Origin of the sequence: Methanolobus sp. WCC4, from assembly GCF_038022665.1 — an archaeon.
GTDB lineage: Archaea > Halobacteriota > Methanosarcinia > Methanosarcinales > Methanosarcinaceae > Methanolobus.
The window spans coordinates 1,088,921-1,113,074 of sequence record NZ_CP150629.1; the positions used below are offsets into that span (position 1 = coordinate 1,088,921).

At 43.8% G+C, this 24,154-nt stretch carries 12 protein-coding genes; 7 read left to right on the forward strand and 5 right to left on the reverse strand.

The features are described 5' to 3' along the window. Nucleotides 1-130: 130 nt before the first annotated feature. The 4 genes from V7O63_RS05460 (at nt 131) to V7O63_RS05475 (ending at nt 13,873) form a co-directional block, all read left to right on the forward strand. Nucleotides 131-7,828, forward strand: coding sequence for a putative Ig domain-containing protein (locus V7O63_RS05460; protein WP_340820499.1), 7,698 nt, complete (start codon nt 131-133; stop codon nt 7,826-7,828). Between the two features lie 279 nt (nt 7,829-8,107). Continuing rightward, complete coding sequence (locus V7O63_RS05465) at nt 8,108-10,549, forward strand: PGF-pre-PGF domain-containing protein (RefSeq protein WP_340820500.1); 2,442 nt, start codon at nt 8,108-8,110, stop codon at nt 10,547-10,549. 128 nt (nt 10,550-10,677) lie between these two features. Next, on the forward strand, nt 10,678-12,771 hold the full coding sequence (locus tag V7O63_RS05470; RefSeq protein ID WP_340820501.1) for an acetate--CoA ligase family protein: 2,094 nt from the start codon (nt 10,678-10,680) through the stop codon (nt 12,769-12,771). Between the two features lie 22 nt (nt 12,772-12,793). Further along, complete coding sequence (locus tag V7O63_RS05475) at nt 12,794-13,873, forward strand: phosphotransacetylase family protein (RefSeq protein ID WP_340820502.1); 1,080 nt, start codon at nt 12,794-12,796, stop codon at nt 13,871-13,873. A 68-nt stretch (nt 13,874-13,941) separates the two neighbouring features. Here the strand turns inward: V7O63_RS05475 and acs are convergent, their stop codons facing one another. Together acs and V7O63_RS05485 are read right to left on the reverse strand one after the other, a co-directional pair. Beyond that, a complete protein-coding gene (gene acs, locus V7O63_RS05480; RefSeq protein WP_340820503.1) occupies nt 13,942-15,888 on the reverse strand; it encodes an acetate--CoA ligase in 1,947 nt (648 codons plus the stop codon). A gap of 180 nt (nt 15,889-16,068) precedes the next feature. Then, nucleotides 16,069-16,632, reverse strand: a complete 564-nt coding sequence (locus tag V7O63_RS05485) for a flavodoxin family protein (protein ID WP_340820504.1) — start codon at nt 16,630-16,632, stop codon at nt 16,069-16,071. A gap of 180 nt (nt 16,633-16,812) precedes the next feature. Here V7O63_RS05485 and V7O63_RS05490 point away from each other — a divergent pair, with 180 nt between their 5' ends. Together V7O63_RS05490 and V7O63_RS05495 are read left to right on the forward strand one after the other, a co-directional pair. Next, nucleotides 16,813-18,048 carry a phosphoglycerate kinase gene (locus V7O63_RS05490; protein WP_340820802.1) on the forward strand — a complete coding sequence of 412 codons (1,236 nt, stop codon included), beginning with the start codon at nt 16,813-16,815 and terminating at the stop codon, nt 18,046-18,048. Between the two features lie 39 nt (nt 18,049-18,087). Beyond that, on the forward strand, nt 18,088-18,723 hold the full coding sequence (locus tag V7O63_RS05495) for a TIGR00296 family protein (protein ID WP_340820505.1): 636 nt from the start codon (nt 18,088-18,090) through the stop codon (nt 18,721-18,723). A gap of 50 nt (nt 18,724-18,773) precedes the next feature. Here the strand turns inward: V7O63_RS05495 and V7O63_RS05500 are convergent, their stop codons facing one another. Both V7O63_RS05500 and V7O63_RS05505 read right to left on the reverse strand, forming a co-directional pair. Beyond that, complete coding sequence (locus V7O63_RS05500; protein WP_340820506.1) at nt 18,774-19,202, reverse strand: nucleoside 2-deoxyribosyltransferase; 429 nt, start codon at nt 19,200-19,202, stop codon at nt 18,774-18,776. A gap of 117 nt (nt 19,203-19,319) precedes the next feature. Next, nucleotides 19,320-22,019 carry a PAS domain S-box protein gene (locus tag V7O63_RS05505; protein ID WP_340820507.1) on the reverse strand — a complete coding sequence of 900 codons (2,700 nt, stop codon included), beginning with the start codon at nt 22,017-22,019 and terminating at the stop codon, nt 19,320-19,322. A 183-nt stretch (nt 22,020-22,202) separates the two neighbouring features. Here V7O63_RS05505 and V7O63_RS05510 point away from each other — a divergent pair, with 183 nt between their 5' ends. Continuing rightward, complete coding sequence (locus tag V7O63_RS05510) at nt 22,203-23,387, forward strand: PQQ-dependent sugar dehydrogenase (protein WP_340820508.1); 1,185 nt, start codon at nt 22,203-22,205, stop codon at nt 23,385-23,387. 51 nt (nt 23,388-23,438) lie between these two features. On the opposite strand, the gene V7O63_RS05515 is transcribed toward V7O63_RS05510, so the two are convergent. After that, nucleotides 23,439-24,062 carry a hypothetical protein gene (locus tag V7O63_RS05515; RefSeq protein ID WP_340820509.1) on the reverse strand — a complete coding sequence of 208 codons (624 nt, stop codon included), beginning with the start codon at nt 24,060-24,062 and terminating at the stop codon, nt 23,439-23,441. Between the last annotated feature and the right edge of the window lie 92 nt (nt 24,063-24,154).

Sequence of the window (24,154 nt, forward strand, 5' to 3'; positions counted from 1 at the left end):
GTGGGGGCATCAGTGAATGCACTGAATGTCCGCAATAGTTAGCAGTAGCTGTGTACAGTAAGTATTCGGCTTGTGTGTGTACCGATAGTGAACGGAATAGGAGCACACAATAGTGCAAGGGTGGAGAGTTATGCATCCCTTAGTTAAAAACAGCGAACAAAACGGAATATTGAATTATATACGGATACTTCTGTCGATATCAATTGTTCTTTCGACATTCAATCCATTGATCATAGCAAGTGCGGCACCTAATGAACCTATAGAGGTAGTTAATACTACAGGGAACTTCTGGGTTCTTCATGATTGGGAACCTGCTAATACTGGTAACATAACAGATGGTTACAATATCAGTTATAATGGCACATGGGCTAATATAACTGAACCAAGTGAGTCGAAATTCAATCACAGTATCGGCCTGGGTCCACATAACTGGTCCAATATCACAATCTATGCTTACAATGCCACTAGTTCCACCCTTTCACAGGGAGTTGACAGTAATGTTCAGATCCCTAACAATCCAATGAACATCACCGATATCAACTCTTCAGTCTCTGTCACTGTGGGTGACATCGTTCCTGTTGATGCTAACTTCACCGATGCAGACTATACTGATGTTGCTACATTTGATTGCAACCGTACTGATCTCTTCACTGATTTCAACCATACCAATGGTACTGGCTCCTGGATTCCCGCTACTGCTGGTACTTACTATGTCGAGTTCAACGTAACTGACGGTTATGGTCTTCCTAATTCCACTACAATGGAGGTTGTTGTCACCGATGTCAACAGAGCACCTGTCCTTAGTGCAATAGGTGACAAGAGCGCAATCGAAGGTCAGTCTCTTAACTTCAGCATCTTTGGCAATGATCCTGATGGAACTACTGTGACCTATTCCGCAGAGTCTCTTCCTTCTGGAGCTTCTCTTGATGAAACAACAGGTTACTTTGAGTGGACTCCTGATTTCGATTCAGAAACAAGTTACAATGTCAATTTCATAGCTACTTCCAATGGTCTTGAGGACAATGAGACAATCACAATAACTGTAACAGATGTAGATCAGGCTCCTGTCCTTAGTGCAATAGGTGACAAGAGCGCAATCGAAGGTCAGTCTCTTAACTTCAGCATCTTTGGCAATGATCCTGATGGAACTACTGTGACCTATTCCGCAGAGTCTCTTCCTTCTGGAGCTTCTCTTGATGAAACAACAGGTTACTTTGAGTGGACTCCTGATTTCGATTCAGAAACTAGTTACAATGTCAATTTCATAGCTACTTCCAATGGTCTTGAGGACAATGAGACAATCACAATAACTGTAACAGATGTAGATCAGGCTCCTGTCCTTAGTGCAATAGGTGACAAGAGCGCAATCGAAGGTCAGTCTCTTAACTTCAGCATCTTTGGCAATGATCCTGATGGAACTACTGTGACCTATTCCGCAGAGTCTCTTCCTTCTGGAGCTTCTCTTGATGAAACAACAGGTTACTTTGAGTGGACTCCTGATTTCGATTCAGAAACAAGTTACAATGTCAATTTCATAGCTACTTCCAATGGTCTTGAGGACAATGAGACAATCACAATAACTGTAACAGATGTAGATCAGGCTCCTGTCCTTAGTGCAATAGGTGACAAGAGCGCAATCGAAGGTCAGTCTCTTAACTTCAGCATCTTTGGCAATGATCCTGATGGAACTACTGTGACCTATTCCGCAGAGTCTCTTCCTTCTGGAGCTTCTCTTGATGAAACAACAGGTTACTTTGAGTGGACTCCTGATTTCGATTCAGAAACAAGTTACAATGTCAATTTCATAGCTACTTCCAATGGTCTTGAGGACAATGAGACAATCACAATAACTGTAACAGATGTAGATCAGGCTCCTGTCCTTAGTGCAATAGGTGACAAGAGCGCAATCGAAGGTCAGTCTCTTAACTTCAGCATCTTTGGCAATGATCCTGATGGAACTACTGTGACCTATTCCGCAGAGTCTCTTCCTTCTGGAGCTTCTCTTGATGAAACAACAGGTTACTTTGAGTGGACTCCTGATTTCGATTCAGAAACAAGTTACAATGTCAATTTCATAGCTACTTCCAATGGTCTTGAGGACAATGAGACAATCACAATAACTGTAACAGATGTAGATCAGGCTCCTGTCCTTAGTGCAATAGGTGACAAGAGCGCAATCGAAGGTCAGTCTCTTAACTTCAGCATCTTTGGCAATGATCCTGATGGAACTACTGTGACCTATTCCGCAGAGTCTCTTCCTTCTGGAGCTTCTCTTGATGAAACAACAGGTTACTTTGAGTGGACTCCTGATTTCGATTCAGAAACTAGTTACAATGTCAATTTCATAGCTACTTCCAATGGTCTTGAGGACAATGAGACAATCACAATAACTGTAACAGATGTAGATCAGGCTCCTGTCCTTAGTGCAATAGGTGACAAGAGCGCAATCGAAGGTCAGTCTCTTAACTTCAGCATCTTTGGCAATGATCCTGATGGAACTACTGTGACCTATTCCGCAGAGTCTCTTCCTTCTGGAGCTTCTCTTGATGAAACAACAGGTTACTTTGAGTGGACTCCTGATTTCGATTCAGAAACAAGTTACAATGTCAATTTCATAGCTACTTCCAATGGTCTTGAGGACAATGAGACAATCACAATAACTGTAACAGATGTAGATCAGGCTCCTGTCCTTAGTGCAATAGGTGACAAGAGCGCAATCGAAGGTCAGTCTCTTAACTTCAGCATCTTTGGCAATGATCCTGATGGAACTACTGTGACCTATTCCGCAGAGTCTCTTCCTTCTGGAGCTTCTCTTGATGAAACAACAGGTTACTTTGAGTGGACTCCTGATTTCGATTCAGAAACAAGTTACAATGTCAATTTCATAGCTACTTCCAATGGTCTTGAGGACAATGAGACAATCACAATAACTGTAACAGATGTAGATCAGGCTCCTGTCCTTAGTGCAATAGGTGACAAGAGCGCAATCGAAGGTCAGTCTCTTAACTTCAGCATCTTTGGCAATGATCCTGATGGAACTACTGTGACCTATTCCGCAGAGTCTCTTCCTTCTGGAGCTTCTCTTGATGAAACAACAGGTTACTTTGAGTGGACTCCTGATTTCGATTCAGAAACTAGTTACAATGTCAATTTCATAGCTACTTCCAATGGTCTTGAGGACAATGAGACAATCACAATAACTGTAACAGATGTAGATCAGGCTCCTGTCCTTAGTGCAATAGGTGACAAGAGCGCAATCGAAGGTCAGTCTCTTAACTTCAGCATCTTTGGCAATGATCCTGATGGAACTACTGTGACCTATTCCGCAGAGTCTCTTCCTTCTGGAGCTTCTCTTGATGAAACAACAGGTTACTTTGAGTGGACTCCTGATTTCGATTCAGAAACAAGTTACAATGTCAATTTCATAGCTACTTCCAATGGTCTTGAGGACAATGAGACAATCACAATAACTGTAACAGATGTAGATCAGGCTCCTGTCCTTAGTGCAATAGGTGACAAGAGCGCAATCGAAGGTCAGTCTCTTAACTTCAGCATCTTTGGCAATGATCCTGATGGAACTACTGTGACCTATTCCGCAGAGTCTCTTCCTTCTGGAGCTTCTCTTGATGAAACAACAGGTTACTTTGAGTGGACTCCTGATTTCGATTCAGAAACAAGTTACAATGTCAATTTCATAGCTACTTCCAATGGTCTTGAGGACAATGAGACAATCACAATAACTGTAACAGATGTAGATCAGGCTCCTGTCCTTAGTGCAATAGGTGACAAGAGCGCAATCGAAGGTCAGTCTCTTAACTTCAGCATCTTTGGCAATGATCCTGATGGAACTACTGTGACCTATTCCGCAGAGTCTCTTCCTTCTGGAGCTTCTCTTGATGAAACAACAGGTTACTTTGAGTGGACTCCTGATTTCGATTCAGAAACTAGTTACAATGTCAATTTCATAGCTACTTCCAATGGTCTTGAGGACAATGAGACAATCACAATAACTGTAACAGATGTAGATCAGGCTCCTGTCCTTAGTGCAATAGGTGACAAGAGCGCAATCGAAGGTCAGTCTCTTAACTTCAGCATCTTTGGCAATGATCCTGATGGAACTACTGTGACCTATTCCGCAGAGTCTCTTCCTTCTGGAGCTTCTCTTGATGAAACAACAGGTTACTTTGAGTGGACTCCTGATTTCGATTCAGAAACTAGTTACAATGTCAATTTCATAGCTACTTCCAATGGTCTTGAGGACAATGAGACAATCACAATAACTGTAACAGATGTAGATCAGGCTCCTGTCCTTAGTGCAATAGGTGACAAGAGCGCAATCGAAGGTCAGTCTCTTAACTTCAGCATCTTTGGCAATGATCCTGATGGAACTACTGTGACCTATTCCGCAGAGTCTCTTCCTTCTGGAGCTTCTCTTGATGAAACAACAGGTTACTTTGAGTGGACTCCTGATTTCGATTCAGAAACTAGTTACAATGTCAATTTCATAGCTACTTCCAATGGTCTTGAGGACAATGAGACAATCACAATAACTGTAACAGATGTAGATCAGGCTCCTGTCCTTAGTGCAATAGGTGACAAGAGCGCAATCGAAGGTCAGTCTCTTAACTTCAGCATCTTTGGCAATGATCCTGATGGAACTACTGTGACCTATTCCGCAGAGTCTCTTCCTTCTGGAGCTTCTCTTGATGAAACAACAGGTTACTTTGAGTGGACTCCTGATTTCGATTCAGAAACAAGTTACAATGTCAATTTCATAGCTACTTCCAATGGTCTTGAGGACAATGAGACAATCACAATAACTGTAACAGATGTAGATCAGGCTCCTGTCCTTAGTGCAATAGGTGACAAGAGCGCAATCGAAGGTCAGTCTCTTAACTTCAGCATCTTTGGCAATGATCCTGATGGAACTACTGTGACCTATTCCGCAGAGTCTCTTCCTTCTGGAGCTTCTCTTGATGAAACAACAGGTTACTTTGAGTGGACTCCTGATTTCGATTCAGAAACAAGTTACAATGTCAATTTCATAGCTACTTCCAATGGTCTTGAGGACAATGAGACAATCACAATAACTGTAACAGATGTAGATCAGGCTCCTGTCCTTAGTGCAATAGGTGACAAGAGCGCAATCGAAGGTCAGTCTCTTAACTTCAGCATCTTTGGCAATGATCCTGATGGAACTACTGTGACCTATTCCGCAGAGTCTCTTCCTTCTGGAGCTTCTCTTGATGAAACAACAGGTTACTTTGAGTGGACTCCTGATTTCGATTCAGAAACAAGTTACAATGTCAATTTCATAGCTACTTCCAATGGTCTTGAGGACAATGAGACAATCACAATAACTGTAACAGATGTAGATCAGGCTCCTGTCCTTAGTGCAATAGGTGACAAGAGCGCAATCGAAGGTCAGTCTCTTAACTTCAGCATCTTTGGCAATGATCCTGATGGAACTACTGTGACCTATTCCGCAGAGTCTCTTCCTTCTGGAGCTTCTCTTGATGAAACAACAGGTTACTTTGAGTGGACTCCTGATTTCGATTCAGAAACTAGTTACAATGTCAATTTCATAGCTACTTCCAATGGTCTTGAGGACAATGAGACAATCACAATAACTGTAATAAACACCAATCAGGTTCCTGTATTTAGAGCACTTGATGATCAGATTATAAGTGAAGGCGATACTCTTTCCTTCACCGTCAATGCAACAGATGCTGATGGTAATCCTGTTGTGTACGATTTCGTCTCCTTGCCTTCCGAAGCACTTTTTAATACTTCCACAGGTATTTTCTCCTGGACTCCTGAATATGACATGAGTGGTAGTTACACTGCTAATTTCAGTGCATCTGATGCCGATACAACAGTGTATCAGGAAGTTGGTATTACAGTTTACAACACTAACAGAAAACCAGTTCTTGATTATATACCCAGTGTATCCGTGAATGAAACAGAACCGTTTACTATCGTTCTCAGTGCAACTGATCCGGATGACCCCGATGGAAACTATCCGCTATACTATTCCACTAATTCAAGCCTAGGTAATCTCTCAGATAATGTATTTACCTGGACTCCTAATTATAGTCATCAGGGTATCCATCATCTCTATTTTACCGTAGATGATGGTGATCTTAATGATACAAAGATGGCAGTTATTGGTGTAAATAATACCAATGTTGCCCCTGAATTTGACAATGTAGGACAACAGAATGTAAGTGAAGGTGGTAGTATTTCATTTGAAGTAACAGCAACTGACATTGATAATGATGCATTGAGCTACATTGTTTCAGGTGATCCTTCGACCTCTTATATTACATATAGTTCTACAGGACTCACATTTACTTGGGATCCTGATTACGATGATGCTGGTACTTACAATGTAACTTTCATAGTGGAGGACGAACTAAAATATTCAGACGTTATGGTAGTACCTATCGTTGTCACTAATGTCAATCGTGCTCCAACTTTTGATTCATTGCAATCAAGCTACACAATAAATGAAAGTGACAAACTAGAGATAGCTCTTGGTGCAAATGATTTGGACAAAGAGGATTCAATCATATTCTGGGTGAACAATACAGGTAATGCATCTGGAAATCTCATTGGAGATGTATATACATGGGAAACTGATTATCATGACAACGGTACTTACAGTATAGAATTTGTAGTTTCAGATGGTACTGTCAATACATCGAATACAACTACAGTAATTGTAAACGATATAAATGCTCCTCCAGAATTGGTAGAAATCGGCTCAAAGGAAGTTGAAGAAGGAGATACACTCTCTTTCACAATTAGTGCGACTGATGAAGATGAGGATGACAATGATAATTTGATTTACTCTACCTCGACCCCACTTCCTGGTAATGCGACTTTTAGCAACGAAAGCCGTGTATTCAGCTGGACTCCTGTAACAGGTGAAGCAGGAGAATATGATGTGACATTCTATGTAAGTGATGGTGAAGATACAGTCTCTGAAAAAGTAGTTATCACCGTAACTGAGACATCATCCACCACCAGTACTACCTCCTCCAGTTCCGGTGGTGGCGGAGGAGGTGGAGGTGGAGCTCTGACCTCCGGTGAAGAATTCGATAACATAGATTTCAAGGATTATACTTTGAAGTCTGTTGCGAGAGATGTTGAAACGACATTCTCCTTCTACAGGGAGAATAACAGTATAGTTTCCCTGAGCTTTACCTCAGACCTCAATGGTGGACAGGTCAAAGCAGTTATCGAAGTCCTGAAGGATACCTCCTCTCAGGTAAAGTCTGATGCACCCGGTGATGTTTACCAGAACATGAATATCTACATCGATTCGAACCTCGGAGATGATGTTATAGGTGACCGTGTGATCAATTTCAAGGTGGACAAGATATGGATAGAAGAGAACAATATCGATGTATCTTTCATCACACTTTGCAGATACAACAGTGGTAAATGGGATACACTTTCAACGGAAGCAACGGGAGAAGATGAGAAGTACTATTACTTCACTGCTGTGACCCCCGGATTCTCTTCATTTGCAATATCAAGTGTGGTCCCATCTACAGTTACCAAAGAGGTCACTGCCGAGGAAATAGTAGCTACACCTGTGGATATAGAACCATTGAAATCCACAGAAGAAGATGTACCACTGGAATCAGGAGCAAATCTTCCACAGAAGGAGAGTTCATCATTCCCATACATGATGGTCATTGGACTTATCGGTGTAATGGCGATTGGAGTAGTTGGTTACAGGAATAGGGATTACTACGAAAAGGTGAAGCTCCAGATTGGAAATCCGGATGGTAAGCGCTACAGGCGTATGAAGAAATAATAGCTATTTATTGATGGCAGCGGACCTGGGAAATGTCTGCTGCCAGATCAATTTGCACATCACCATTATTTATTATCAATGTTCTATATGTTTATTAGTATATTCAAATAGCTTTATCTTGATCAAGGCTAAATTAGAATCGACTATGGAGGAGATTCTATCTTTGATAGCATACGAAATACGTCTTCCCATTCAAATGGCAACGGGAAAGTAGATGGTACATCAAAAATTGGGCATTTCTCACTAAGAGTTCTGCTTATTCTCATTCTTTTCATATTCTTGCAATCAACGGCATTCGCGGCAGTAGCTGATTATCCAGTTCTGGATGTGATAGGTGACCGCTTTGTCGATGAGAATAGTTTACTCAGCTTCACATTATCTGCAGATGATTCTGAGAATGATACTCTTACATTCACCTGTCCTGATATTGATTCAATTGCGGGTGCAACACTCGATCCTTCTTCCGGTCTTTTTGAATGGACTCCCACTTATGAACAGGCTGATGAATATCTTGTTCAGTTCGTGGTTTCCGATGGTTCTAACATTGATTCTGAATACATAACGATTACAGTGAAAAACACAAATCGTGCACCTGTTTTTTCAGTCATTCCAGATTCATCAACAAATGAGAATGAAGAGATTCAATTAACACTTGATACAACTGACGAGGATTCGGACATTCTCGCCTTTTCAAAGGATGTTTCATTTGGAACCCTTGATGGCAATGTTTTCACATGGACACCTGATTATGATGATCAGGGAGAGCATGAGATTGTTTTCAGTGTGACTGACGGTTCATCTACAGTGACCCAGAGTGCTTTGATCAATGTTTCCAATGTGAACAGGGGTACGATACTGTATTCCATAAGTGATGTTTCAGTTCCTGAAAATACACCTGTTACAATTCAGTTGAATGGTTTTGATGCTGATGGAGACGAGCTTGGCTATTCTTCAAGTAGTTTACCTTCTGGATCAACATTTGATTCGGATACTGGTTTGTTCCAATGGTCAAATCCAACTTCTGGAACTTATGATTTGACTTTTCGCGTTACAGATAGTTATGCTTCAGATACAAAATATCCACAAATCGTAGTTGGTGCTACTTCTGAACATCCTCCAAACCTGAATTCTATAGATTCTAAATCAATCAATGAGGGTTCAGAAGTATCATTTGATATTACAGCATTAGATGATGATAATGACAAGATTGATATTTCACTTGTATCTCCACCTTCAGGTTCATATTTAATAGGTAGTGGTTCTTCAGTTTCATTTGTATGGATTCCTGGTTATGAGCAGGCTGGCAGCTATAAAGTAGAATTCAAGGTTTCAGAAACCAACACAAAATACAGATTTGCTACATATCAGGTAGTTGACATCATAGTTAATGATGTGAACCGTGCTCCTGTAATCAATACTGTGGCAGATTACATCGTTGCTGAAAATGATATTCTTTATGTTGATCTGAGTGCAACTGATCTTGATGGTGACACACTCACTTATTCAACAGATAGCAGCCTTGGCATTGTACGCGGTAACACTTTCATATGTACACCGGATTACAATGATGAAGGTGTGTACGATGTGCTGTACACTGTATCAGATGGAAGTCTGAAAAATAGTGCCACAGCAACTATCACAGTTACTGATTCGAATATGCCTCCAAAGATCAATTCCATAAGTCCTATGGAGGTTGCAATAAACAATACACTGGATTTCTCTCTTTCAGTATCCGATGAGGATGTAAGTGATACATTCTCTTATAAGGCACTGGACCTGCCTTCGAATGCATCATTTGACGAGTCATCAGGTTCATTTGAATGGACTCCCTCCAGTGATGACATCGGTGATTATTCAGTTAGTTTCTATGTAAGCGACAGTTCTCATGAGGACTATGAGACCGTTTCAATAACTGTCACTGAGACTTCATCTTCCTCATCCAGCACGACTTCCAGCTCAAGCAGTGGTGGTGGAGGGGGCGGTGGTTCCATGACTACTGGTGAACCTTACAAGAACGTTGCCTTCAAGGACTATGTATTGAGACCGGTCATCAGGGATACTGAAACAGTGTTCTCATTCAATAAGGATGAGAATAGTATAACTTCGATAAGTTTCACATCCATGCGCAATGCAGGTCAGATAAAAGCAATGGTAGAGATGTTAAAAGGAACCTCATCTCTGGTTGATGGTGAGGCACCAGGGACGGTTTACAGGAACCTTAACATATGGGTTGGGGACTCGAAGTTCTCTTCCGACACTCTTTCTGACATTATCATCAAATTCAAGATCGAAAGCTCCTGGTTCGATCCTGATGACCACGACCCGGAACTGATAGAGTTGTACAGGTATCATGATGGTTCATGGAACCCATTGGAAACCTCTCTTACAGGCGAGGATGATGAATACTTCTATTATGAAGCAGAAACATCAGGATTCTCATCATTTGCTATCCTCGTTCCTCCCGAGATCAAGGAGATATCGATGGCAGAAGAGGATTCAACTATCGACGGGACAATGATGTCTCTGGATGATGAGATGCCTGAGGGTGAAAGCGTTCAGCCTGCTTCACAGGATAGTAAAAGGTCCATTTTACTGCTCTTTGTGATAGCTATCATCGGCTCATTCGTATTTCTGGGATATAGATACAGATTCTACTATGATGAGCTATACAAGCAGATCGCCAATCCGGACGGTAAGCGTTACAGACGCATTAAAAGGTAACATGCTATAGTTTATACGTGATATCTTTTTTACGATAGGATAATTTTCATATTTGGGCTCAACATCCCTTACTTTTATCTATCATCGAACTGTATTGATAATAAGGGAAAATTTACAGGGAGAAATACATGCTGGAAAGAATGTTCAGTCCTAATTCAGTAGCGGTTATCGGTGCTTCCAGAAAAGAGGGTAAAGTAGGAAGGGCCGTACTTGAGAATCTCATGCAGAACAGTGAGCTCATCATTATACCAATAAATCCGGGTGCAGATGAGATACTGGGTCTGCCTTGCTATCACAACATAATGGATGTTCCGGATGATAAAAAGCCTGAAATGGCAGTTATCGTGGTTCCGGCAAAGTTCGTACCTCAGGCTATAGATGAATGCGGGCAGGCAGGTGTGAGCAATGTGATAGTGATCTCCGCCGGCTTCAAAGAGGCTGGCGTGGAGGGTGCACGTCTTGAACGTGAATGTATCTCCCTTTGTGAACAGTACGGCATCGATATGATCGGTCCTAACTGTCTTGGTATCATTGACACCGCATCAGGTATCAATGCATCATTTGCAGCCAACATGGCCTACGAGGGCAATATAGCAATGATGTCACAGTCCGGTGCAATATGCACGGTAACACTTGACTGGGCAGAGAGGATCGGTGTGGGTTTCTCGAAGTTCATAAGTCTGGGTAACAAAGCCGTCCTTGCGGAGAACGATTTCCTGAGAATGTTCGAAGAGGATGATACAACTGCTGTCATAGCAGCCTATCTTGAAGGGGTCAAGGACGGGCCTGAGTTCATAAAGATAGCACAACGTGTTTCCCGGTCAAAACCTATCATAATCGTAAAATCGGGGCGTACTTCCGTTGGTTCCAGGGCGGTATCATCTCATACCGGTACACTTGCAGGTTCGGATGCTGCCTACAACGCAGGTTTTAAGCAGGGAGGTGTCATCAGAGCTGATTCCCTTGAGGAAATGCTCGACTACAGCCGTGCTTTCTCTGTCTGTCCTTTGCCTGAGGGCAGGAATATCGCTATCGTAACAAATGCAGGTGGTCTTGGTATCCTGACAGCAGATGCGTGTTCCAATGCCGGACTCTCCATAGCCTCATTTGAAGAATCCACAGTTGAGCGTTTGAGGGAGAAATTACCTCCGGCAGCAAATTTCTATGACCCGGTGGACGTTCTCGGGGATGCCGGTGCGGACCTGTACGAGCATGCCCTTGATGTTGTCCTTGAGGATATCAATGTCAATGGTATCATTGTCCTTGTCTCGCCCCAGTCCATGACAGACGTTCCTGGAATCGCTGAAACTGTGGCAAAGAAGATACAGCAGTCGAAGAAACCCATACTCTGTAACTTTGCAGGTGGCAGCAGGATAGCTGCAGGCGAGGGAGTACTCAACAGCTATGGCATACCCAATTACTCCTCATCCGAAAGGGCAGTTGCAAGTATGAATGCCCTTTGTAACTATTTCACGATAAAGAACCGCAAACAGGAAGATCCTGAAAAACTGAAATGCAATAAGGAAGCTGCCCGTTCCTTCATAGATTCCGCCTCTGCTGGAAAAAGGAGGACGCATGGCCTTGAGTCACTTGATATACTCAAAGCATATGATATCCCGGTGGTGGATTCAAGGATCGCAAAGACACTTCCTGAAGCGATAAAGGCAGCAGAGGATATGGGATATCCTGTTGTCATGAAGATCCTGTCACCTGATATATCCCACAAGACAGATGTGGGTGGTATCCGTCTGAACCTTAAACATGCGGATGATGTTGAACGTGCCTATAATTCCATGATGTCCGATGTGAGACACTACATGCCCGATGCTGCGGTCACAGGTGTACAGCTCCAGAAGATGGTAAGCGGAGGAAAGGAGGTCATCATCGGAATGGACAGGGACCCGCAGTTCGGTCCGTTGCTCATGTTCGGTCTTGGAGGAACGTATGTTGAGTTCCTGAAGGACGTATCATTTGCTGTAGCTCCCATCAGTGCTTCAGAGGCAAGACATATGGTCTCATCGATCAAGACCTATCCACTTATCGCAGGTGTAAGAGGAGAGGCGGCATCGGATATTGATTCTATAATACAGACATTGCTGAAGGTATCACAACTTGTCACGGATTTCCCGGAGATACTGGAATTCGAGATCAATCCCTTAATGGTCATGCCTGAGGGTCAGGGTTGTGTTGCAATGGATATCAGGTTCACGCTGGATAGTTAAATGAGGATAAGGAGAGGATAGTATGGCTTCAATATTGATCAGTTCATCAGAAGAGTACTCTGGTAAGAGTTCTATTTGTATGGGTCTGGGGAAGATATTCCAGGAAAGTGGTCTGAAAGTGGGCTACATGAAACCGGTGGGAAATCTCCTCATAGATGTACATGGTTCACTTACGGATGAGGATTCTGAAGGTATCAGGAAATTACTTGGTATAGGAGATCCGGCAAAGTATATAACACCGATCCATCTCACTGACAGTCTCATAGACGATGCCCTCAAGGGTGTGGAAAAGGACCTTGATAAGAGGCTCACAGAGGCATATTCAGTGGTGTCTGAGGATAAGGATGTCCTCCTCATAGAAGGCACCGGAGGAATCGGTGGCGGTTCGATGTATGGTCTTTCTGACCCCGAGATCGCTGCAAAGCTTGACACTAAGATGCTCCTTGTTACACGTTTCGATTCAATTTCTGCAGTTGACAGGATACTGTGTGATATCCGTATCATTGGCAACGATGACATGCTCACAGGCCTGATACTCAATGAGGTTCCGTTGAGCATGGCTGACAGGGTGAACGATATAGTTGTTCCTTTCCTTGAGAAGAAGGGAATAAAGGTATTCGGCATAATACATGAGGATGACACTCTGCGTTCGGTATTTATCTCGGAGATCGTTGATGATCTTCATGCAGAGGTCCTTGTGGCACCTGACAAACTGGACCAGCTTGTAGAGCATTATCTTGTCGGTGCCATGGAGGTAGGCTCTGCGATAAAATACTTCAGACGCCAGCCTAACAGTGCAGTTATCACTGGTGGTGACAGGGCAGATCTCCAGATGGCTGCTATCGAATCACGTGTGAAATGCCTTATTCTCACTGGTAATATGCGTCCAAGCGGAGCTGTCCTTGCAAGTGCAGAGGAGGCAGGGATCCCTGTTATACTCGTTCGCGGAGATACCATGAACACCATTGAAAGGATGGAGAACCTGATCGGCCATGCTCACATAAAACAACAGGTCAAGCTTGACAGGGTGGTGGAGCTTCTGCGGAACCATCTCGATATACCTGCGATCGCAGAGAGCATTGGTATAGAATTGAAGGTATGATTCGGGTATAGAATAAAAAAATAATAGGAGGAGTTATCCTCTCCTTCCTTCTGATCATTTATCCGGACTTATGGCTGTGATTCCAGTTCTCTGGTCCTCTCTTTTAACATGTCGACCACAGCAGGGTCCTGCAGTGTGGTCACATCCCCGGGATCCTTATTGTTGGCAATAGCTTTGAGAACCCTTCTCATGATCTTGCCACTTCTGGTCTTTGGGAGATCATCAGAGAATATTATTTGTTTTGGACGTGCAAAGGGTCCAATGTTCTTCACAGCATATTGGTTGAGTTCTTTTTTGAGTTCCTCATTTTCCTCTTCACCCAGCTTTAGTGTGACATAGCAGTAGATGACCTCTCCCTTGAGTTCATCCTTCTTTCCTACTACGCCGGCTTCGGCAACAGATGGATGTGATACCATGATGCTCTCGAACTCTGCACTTCCGATACGATGTCCTGCAACTTTGATGACATCGTCAACACGACCTATGATCCAGAAATAACCATCATCATCCCTTTTTGCACCATCGCCTGCGAAATATGTCTTTTTATCCCATTTGCTCCAGTATGTTTCGATGAAACGTTCCTCGTTTCCAAATACTGTACGGACCATGCTTGGCCAGGGTTCCAGTATGGCCAGGACCCCATCTTCCCCCGGTGCAGTCTCGTTCCCGTTATCATCCAGAACGGCTGCTGTTATTCCGGGAAATGCCATTGTCGCACTTCCTGGTTTTGTGGTTGTGACTCCCGGAAGCGGTGATATCATTATCATACCGGTTTCGGTCTGCCACCATGTATCGACTATGGGGCATCTTCCCATTCCGATGTTCTTATGATACCATTTCCATGCTTCCGGATTGATTGGTTCACCTACCGAACCGAGGAGCCTGAGTGATGAGATATCATGCATCTGAGTCCACGATGTTCCCCATTTCATGAATGTCCTGATGGCTGTAGGTGCGGTGTAAAGTATCGTGACCTTGTGTCTTTCGATAATGTCCCAGTACCTGTCCTTGTCAGGATAATCAGGAGCACCTTCGTAGGTGAGAAGTGTGGCACCATTGGAAAGTGGTCCGTAGACGATGTATGAGTGTCCGGTTATCCACCCGGCATCCGCTGTACACCAGTAGATGTCATCTTCCTTAAGGTCGAATACGAACTTTGACGTGGTATGAGTGGCCACCATATAACCGCCGGTTGTGTGGACTATACCCTTTGGTGTACCTGTAGTGCCGCTGGTATACATCAGGAACAGCATATCCTCTGAGTCCATTATCTCCGGTTCACAAGAGGTAGCAGCGTCTTTCATGACATCGTGCCACCAGACATCTCTCCCCTCTTTCATGGAAATATCACTACCACTGTTCTTAACAACGATGACCCTTTCCAGAAGATCAATGGAGCTGATCCCCTCATCTACCTTGTTCTTCTGCTCAACGACCTTTCCCCTGCGTGAGTAACCGTCACAGGTTATAAGGAGTCGACTGTTGGCGTTATCGATGCGTGTGGCAAGGGAATCACCGGAGAATGCTGCAAACACTACACTATGTGGTGCTCCTATGCGGGCACATGCAAGCATTGCTATGATGACCTCAGGTATCATTGGAAGATATATGGTAACGATCTCCCCTTTTCTGACCCCGGAATCCTTCAGGACATTCGCAAGTTTACAGACCTCATCCAGCAGTTCCTGATAGGTATATTTGCGAATCTCTCCATTCTCCCCTTCCCACAGCAGGGCTATCTTGTCTGCACGCTTCTCAAGGTTTACGTCAAGACAGTTGTAACATGCATTGAGCTTACCACCGAGGAACCATTTCGAGTGAGGAGGTTCCCATTCCAGTACTTTGTCCCATTGTTTGTACCAGTGAATATTGTTCGCATTCTGCTCCCAGAATCCTTCAGGGTCTTCTTCAGCTTTCCTGTAGATATCAGGGTCATTGGCGACAGCATTTTCTGAGAACTTTTCCGATGGTTCGAATCCATCAATATCTTTTCGAGCTCCTGTTCTTTCTCCCATAGTAGCACCCGCATGAACGAAAAGGTCACTGTTATAGAATTGTATCAATTTGTTTATATCGTTTGTTATGCATCCCGGCTGCGACAGAGGAGACAGTTAACCGGTAATTAAGAGGAGAATAAAAAAGAAAGTATCAGGGATACTATATCTATACCCTGATCATCGGTAAAAATGGATTACTTATTTTTTCATCATTTCAAGGACATCACAGACCTTGTTGATGGTGTCAACTGCGGTCTTCATGCCTTCCTCATCCTCTGCAGCAGGCTTCTTGAGAATACCGCCGAAGTGTCCGCCATCTCCTACGATTATCATGCCGTGGATATGCATCCATTCGTGTATGGTCTGGATGGTCTTCTCCTGGCCGCCGTTCCTTGAACCTCCGATGGCCATTGCTGCACCGAGCTTGTTGCTGAGCTTGAATCCCTGTCTTCTGTGAACGACACTCCTGTCGCAAAGGGCTTTAAGCTGTGCTGTCATTGTTCCGAAGTACACTGGTGAGGATACTACGATCGCATCAGCCTCTACGAGTTTGTCATATACTGGCTGCATGTCGTCGTCGATAACACATGGTTCACCTTTTGCACAAACCCCGCAGGCAGTACATGGTGCTATCTTTGATGATGAGAGGAACACAGCATCGGTCTCAAAACCTCTTTTTTCTGCTATGTCCAGCAGTTCCTTTATCAATGTATCATTGTTCTGTCCGGGTTTAGGACTTCCTGATATTCCGAGTATCTTCATATGATCACCAGTCTGGAATTGTAAGCAAGGGATATTAGTTTTTGGCTTCGGCTGCCTTATGGAAAAGGTATAATAAGATTAGTTCATTATGACAAAAAATTAAACTACCTATATCATCTATATTTATATAGCATTTATATATTGATCAATGGTCATTCAGGTTAAAGAAGCGGTGATGGAATTTTGACTACCAGGGACTATCTTACTATTGATGATTTTGATATTGACGGAAAAACCATACTTGTGCGAGTGGACCTTAACACTCCAATGGACCCGGACGGAAACATTCTCGACGACATGAGAATAAAGAGTCACATACCTACTATCAAGGACCTTGATGATGCAAAGGTCGTACTTCTAGCACACCAGAGCAGGGCAGGAAAGAACGATTTTACCACAATGAAGCCCCATTCACAACGTATGTCCCAGTATCTTGGTAAGGACGTGAAGTACATTGATGATATATTCGGTACATATGCACGTAATTCAATTGCTTCCATGGAGAAAGGGGACGTTATCCTGCTTGAGAATGTCAGGTTCTACTCCGAGGAAAGTATAAAAAGACCTGCTTCCGATCATGCAGGTACTCACATGGTCCGTAAGCTGTCTCCGCTGATAGACATCTTTCTGAATGATGCATTTGCGGTCTCTCACAGAAGCCATCTTTCCATCATGGGCTTCACCGAGACACTCCCTACCGGAGCAGGCAGGGTAATGCAGAAAGAGATAACCTCTCTTGACAGGGGTATAAAGGGTGGTGAAAGACCATGCATCTTCGTTCTTGGTGGTGCAAAGGTGGATGACTCCCTCAAGGTCGCAGAGAACGTTCTGATAAACGGTGGTGCTGACAGGGTGCTGGTTACCGGTGTTGTTGCGAATGTCATGCTTGCGGCATCTGGTGTCGACATCGGAAAGGCGAATCTCGATTTCATAGAGTCACAGGGTTATACGGACCAGATCGAGAGAGGAAAACAGGTTCTTGAGAAGTTCAACGGTAAGATCGGTCTTCCTATCGATGTTGCTTTCAATGACGGTGGTAAAAGGGTTGATGGAAAGGTCAGTGAACTCCCCGGTGATAACCTTCCTATAAATGACATCGGACTTGAGACCATTGTAGCTTTTTCTGAAGAGATCAAGAATGCAAAGACCGTTGTCCTTAATGGTCCTGCAGGACTTTCTGAGGTCGATGCTTTTGCACTTGGTACGCATGAGATCATCAAGGCAGCCGTGGATTCAGAGTATTCGATAGCTGGCGGTGGACACATATCTGCTGAGGTAAGGAACCTTGGTTATGAGGACAAGTTCTCTCATTTGAGTACCGGTGGCGGTGCCTGTATCGATTATCTTGCAGGTGTGAAGCTTCCCGGTATAGAGGCCCTGAAGACCGCAGCAACACGATACAGACTTAACGGATAAGAGACTAACTTCCTGTAAGGAATAACAGGAGTTTAGTCTATGAGCGAAGGGGTAAAACTACTTTCACATACCGAAGGTCAGGCTGCTGTTCAGCTTGCAAGGGATGCCATTGAGACGTATCTGAGAACCGGTGAGATGCTGGATGGGTCAGAGATCCAGTTGCCTCCCATATTCAATGAGGTCCGCGGGGTCTTCGTGACACTGACAAAGGATGGAGACCTCAGGGGTTGCATCGGCCATCCATATGCCGATTCCCATCTGAGGAACGCAATAGCTGATTCTGCTCTTTCCGCAGCTTTGAGGGATCCGAGGTTCCCACCGGTGGACATCAAAGAGATCAATGATATAACAGTAGAGGTCACCATACTGACCAGACCGGAACTTATGGATGTTCCTCCAAAGAAGCTACCTACGTCCATCAAGATAGGAAGACATGGCCTGATAGTCAAGAGCGGTTACAGGCAGGGTCTGCTTCTGCCACAGGTTGCACCGGAGAATGACTTTGATGAGATCGAGTTCCTGAACCATACATGTATGAAGGCAGGGTTGCCCTGTGATGCATGGGCTCAGGGTGCAGAGGTCTATGCCTTTGAAGGACAGATATTCTCCGAGAAAGAGCCGAATGGTGAGGTCGTTGAAAAGGATTTCAACGACAGGGAATGTTCAGGTGAGTGAAGCACTCAATTCCTTTTTTGTTTATTTATTTCTCATCGGTCATGATATTGTCAGAGGTAGTTCTCAAGCACTTTGAGGATACTCTCTATATCCCTTTCAAGTGCTTCAATTGACATTTCCATCATGAGATTGATGATACCCTCGTCACCGAATGTCCTGAAATCGGTCTTCAGTCCGAGGACCGGAATTCCCTTTGCATAAGCATATCCCATCTCCCATGCGGTTCCTGAATCCACGTCACTGCCACCATCCAGTACCGCCAGTACTATGTCGGACCCGTCAACACCACGAACATCGTTCTCAAAGATGTTTCTCTGCCTGTCCTCCAGTCGACTGGACTCAGTGTCGGCACCATCCTCCTGTGGCAGGAATACCGAAAAGCCCATTTCCACCAACCTGTCCCTGAGCATTACGTTAAAGTCCCTTTCTGCCTGTGAAAAAAGAGGGCCTGCCAAGTAGATCTGTTTTTTTCCGTCCATTATTATTCCATCCCTTGAATTAAGAGAGATGTATATTGTCAGTCTGGTTAATAATAGTGTTGTAAGCGGGGTGAAAATAATTCAAAAAAAGTTTTGAGAAACAATATGTCAGGAACCTTATCTGGGATTGATCGGTATCTCAAAGGTAAAATTGCTACCCTTTCCAGGTTCACTCTTCACTGTTATGTTTCCACCATGAAGCTCTATGAATTTCTTTGTAAGAGCAAGTCCGATCCCGGTACCGCTATATTTGCGTGCAAAGGACCCATCTATCTGCACGAAGGGTTTGAAAATGCTTTCGATCTTATCTTTTTCGATACCGATCCCTGTATCAATGACGGATACCTGTAGTTTATCTCCAACATTCTTTGTTTCAATGACAACGGACCCTCCATGATCCGTGAATTTGAGGGCATTGTCAAGAAGATTATGCATTATCTGGGTCAGTTTATACTCATCAGCATAGAATACATCAATGGAATCTTTTCTCTTAAAGGACAATTTGATATCCCTGCTGGAAGCCCTCTTTGACATCAACATCATAGTCTCGCTGACAAAATCCCCGGTTGAGAGGCACTTGAAGGATATATTTTCCAGGTCGTCAATCTCGTACTTAGAGAGGTCCAGTAGTCGGTTGATCAGATCCAATAGGTTCTTACCACTGTTGTTTATGTACCTTACGTAGTTCTTTTGTGATTCACTCAAACCTTCCGAAGACTGGTAGAGCAATACGTCTGAGAATCCGATAACTGCTGTTAAAGGTGTCCTGAGCTCATGTGACATGTTCTTCATGAACTCGCTCTTGATGCGATTTGCATCATCTGATATGATCTTGGAATAAAGCAAAGCTTCCTCTGCTTTCACCCTTGGTGTGATATCCATCTGCGTACCAACGAAACGCTGAGGAACCCTACTTCTACCTGTCTCAAATGGCTTTCCTTTCAGTGATACCCATATCCATTCCCCTGAAGCATGCTTTATCCTGCAGTCAAGATGGAACTCATCTGCCAGTTCGATCGCTTTATCAAATTCAGACATGACTATCTTCCTGTCCTCCGGATGGATGCGGTCGAAATAGAAGTCCAGATCAGTTGAATAAGTTTCATCATCCATACCAAGTGTAGCGATCATTTGCGGACTCTGATACATTATACTTTTATTGAGGTCCAGTTCCCATAGACCCAATCCAGAGGTCTCCACTGCAAGTCCCAGCCTTTCCTCACTATCTTTCAGGTTCTTTTCGAACATCTTCCTTTCAGTGATATCCCCGTTAGTACCTATCATTTTCACAGGTACGCCCTTTTTATCATGTTTCACTATTCCATGGGCTTCTATGAACCGAACATTTCCATCAGCACAGATAATACGGAATTCCGAGTTGAACTCTTCCTTTCCTATAACAGCATTATCTATCGCATTTAAGACCTCATTCAGGTCTTCGGGATGGATCATTTCTTTCCAGGATCCAAAATCTCCGGTGAATTCAGATGGTTCCGTTCCATATATCTCATGTAGCTGCCTGTCCCATATCAGGGTACTTGTAAGCATATCCCACTCCCATATGCCTATCTTTGCTGCTCTTGTAGCAAGGGTCAATCTCTGGGTCACAGAACGCAGCATCTCTTCTGCGTTGATCCTGTCGGTGATGTCGGTGTGTATGGCCAGAAACCCATCGTCGGAAAGTTTAACAGCATCCACTGCCCAGTATCCCTTACAACCATTCTTTCTGACAAAAGGTAACTCTGCTGTAAGACTCCCTTTCTCTTTAAGCTCATCAGATAATTTTAAAATATGGTCCTTTTCTTCGGCCGGTAAGACATCAAGGACATTCATGGATAATAATTCGTTTCTGGAGTAACTGGTGATATTACAGAAAGCTCGATTCACATCAATGTAATATCCTTCTTTGTCAGTTACGATAAGGCCACTTGGTGAGTTATCGACATAGCTGCGGAACTTTCTTTCGCTTTCCCTTAATGCTTCCTCAGCTTTCCTTCTCTCCATTTCGGCTGCTGCCCTTGCAGCAAAACTGTTAAGGATGGAATGGGTACTCGTTGAATGCTCCATAGGCTTTTCATCAAGGATAACAAGCAGACCTATCATTCTTCCTTCACTATCTTTCAGAGGAGTACCCCAATAGCTTTCAGCATTCACCTTTTTGAGTATCGTATCCCCCGGGAAAAGTGTCTGGATCCCCGACGGATAGAAACAGGGTTCACCAGATGTAAGATCCTCACATGGAGTTCCAATTATATCATAAGTGAAATTGTCGGTATGATCGCTATCATCCCACACTGCAACAGTGTGTGCTGTTCTGAGTTCATCGGGGTCCATAGATGCAAGCACTACGGTACGTATATTCTGAGAAACTGCTATCTGACGAACAAGGATGCTGAATATATCCTCTTCCGGAGAAACGGCCGTTTCAGCAATTATTCTCAGTGTTTCCTCGGTACTCTTGCGCTCTGTAATATCAAGGGCTGTGAATGTAACACCATATGAATGATCAGCCTGGTCTATAGGGGTCGAAGATAGCAGGATATCTATAATGCTTCCGTCTTTTCTCTCCCATTTCGTTTCAACGGTTCCCGTGCCTTTTTCAGCTATCTGTTGATACTTTTCTTTTCCCACATACTCATATTCTTTAGAATTAGGGTACAATATGCGGGAACTGGATCCCACAAGTTCATCGTAGCTGTATCCTGTTATTTCGCATAGTCGGGAATTCACTTCTGTAAGTATACGGTTTTTCACAACGCCTATTCCAATAGGTGCTGCCCGAAAAACACTTTCCAGTTTTTCCTTACTTTTTACCATGGTAAAATCCCAAAATTTGTGCTGGAATACGATATTGATCTTTATTTTATAAAAGTATTTTTAATTATATCATTGATCTTTAATGTATTGTTCCATGTATTTCGGAGTGATCGACAATTAGTTTCTTCATAATTTCCTGAAACCTTTTTATGCTACAACTCATAACAATTAACAGGGTTGCAAATGTCACGATTATTGATAGGTCTGAGGATATGGTGGATAGCTGTTGTTTTCATAGTCATTGTCCTTCTTGTCGTGTTCTCGGCGAACTATCTCGGCCTGAGGCCAACAGTTGCAGGTCCGGATGTGGAAGGAATAGACCTGCCTCCTGGTTTTGTTATTGATGTCTATGCAGATGATCTTGGCAGTACCTTACTTTCTTTTGGTGGTCCTTCTCCGGGACCCCGTATGATGATGATAAAGGATGGCCTGCTCTTCGTCTCCATCCCCAACAAAGGTCTTGTAGCCGTGCTTCCTGACCGGAACGGGGATGACGTGGCTGATGAAGTGCAGGTATTCATCTCGGACCTGGACTATCCGCACGGTATCGACCATTATGATGGCTGGTTCTACATAGCAGAGGAAAGCAGGGTCATCAGGGTAAGGGACGATGATAATGACCTTGTTGCAGATGAAGGCAGTCTGGAAGTGATCATAGACAACCTTCCAACAGGCGGACACTATACAAGGACCGTGAAGGTCCATGATGGTGAACTTTACCTGAGTCTTGGTTCATCGTGTAATGTCTGCTATGAATCGAATGAGTTGAGGGCAGCTATCTCTAAAAGCCACCTTGACGGCAGCAACCTCACAGTTTTTGCAGAGGGTCTTCGTAATTCGGTGGGTCTGGCATTCCATCCGGTCACCGGGGAACTATATGCTACGGAGAACGGCAGGGACTGGCTCGGTGATGACCTGCCGCCGGATGAGATAAACCTGATAACGGAAGATGGGGATTATGGGTGGCCTGACTGTTATGGTAAGAACATCTATGATACCGAGTTCAATACAGGTGAGTATGCTGGTAATCCGTGTAATGATACGGGGATGATCCCGAGCTTTGTGGACCTTCAGGCACATTCGGCACCTCTTGGCCTTACTTTCTATGATGGTGACAGTTTCCCGGAAGAGTATCATGGTGACCTCTTCGTCTGTTTCCATGGTTCATGGAATCGTCAGGAACCCACCGGTTACAAAGTGGTTAGTATAGACATGGACACCCGTGAGGTCAGTGACTTCGCAACAGGATGGCTCGGTGCTGCAACGATCAGTGGCAGACCTGTGGATGTCATAGTTGCAGATGACGGCTCACTGTTCGTCAGTGATGACAATGCAGGGAAGATATACAGGATATATTACACAGGATAAGGATATGTGGCAGACCACGATGCATTGTCCGGGGACACGTGGTCTCTGTAGTTACTCTGAATCCTTATCGATATTGTCCATTTCCGTCAAAAGATCATCAACAATGTTTTCAAGTTTCAATATCTGCCTGTAGTAATGTTCAACGATGGCAAGCTCGGAAGCTGAACTTTCCAATCCTTCCGCTTCATATTTCTCAATGATCTCAGGTAATATCTTTTTAGAGGGGATGATCACATTATCGAATTTAGTCCTCAGGGATTGTGTCCCTATTGAAACAAGGTTCTTATCAAGGAAAAAGAATGCCTTTTTCGATCCAGGTTTGTTGAAACGTCTGACAACATGGAATTGTGAAAGGTTTTTCATAGCCGTGCTCACAGCCGACAGACTGTAGCCTGTTTCGATAGCTATCTCCTCAAGTGACATTTCTTCGGTTTCAATGAACAGGGTTCCGATAATTCGTGACGATATCTCATCGAAATCCTGTGCCTTCAGGTTCTGGGCTATAAGTTCGATGAAATCGTCTTTTGCATGACCTGAATCTCCGGTTATGACAGATATGTTCTCAGGTTCTCTTCCTGGTGAGAGAAGAGAGCATCGATGCCCCTTCTTGCAAACCCTTTCATCACCAGGGTGAACAGGTGTCACCCTGGCTACCTTTTTTCCCTTTTTTCCCATGGAAATGCCTCATGCATCACCGGTTACTGTAAAATACACGGATAAGCTCTAGATCTAGTGAGGAACTAAAGGGCTATAATGTTTTCTATAGA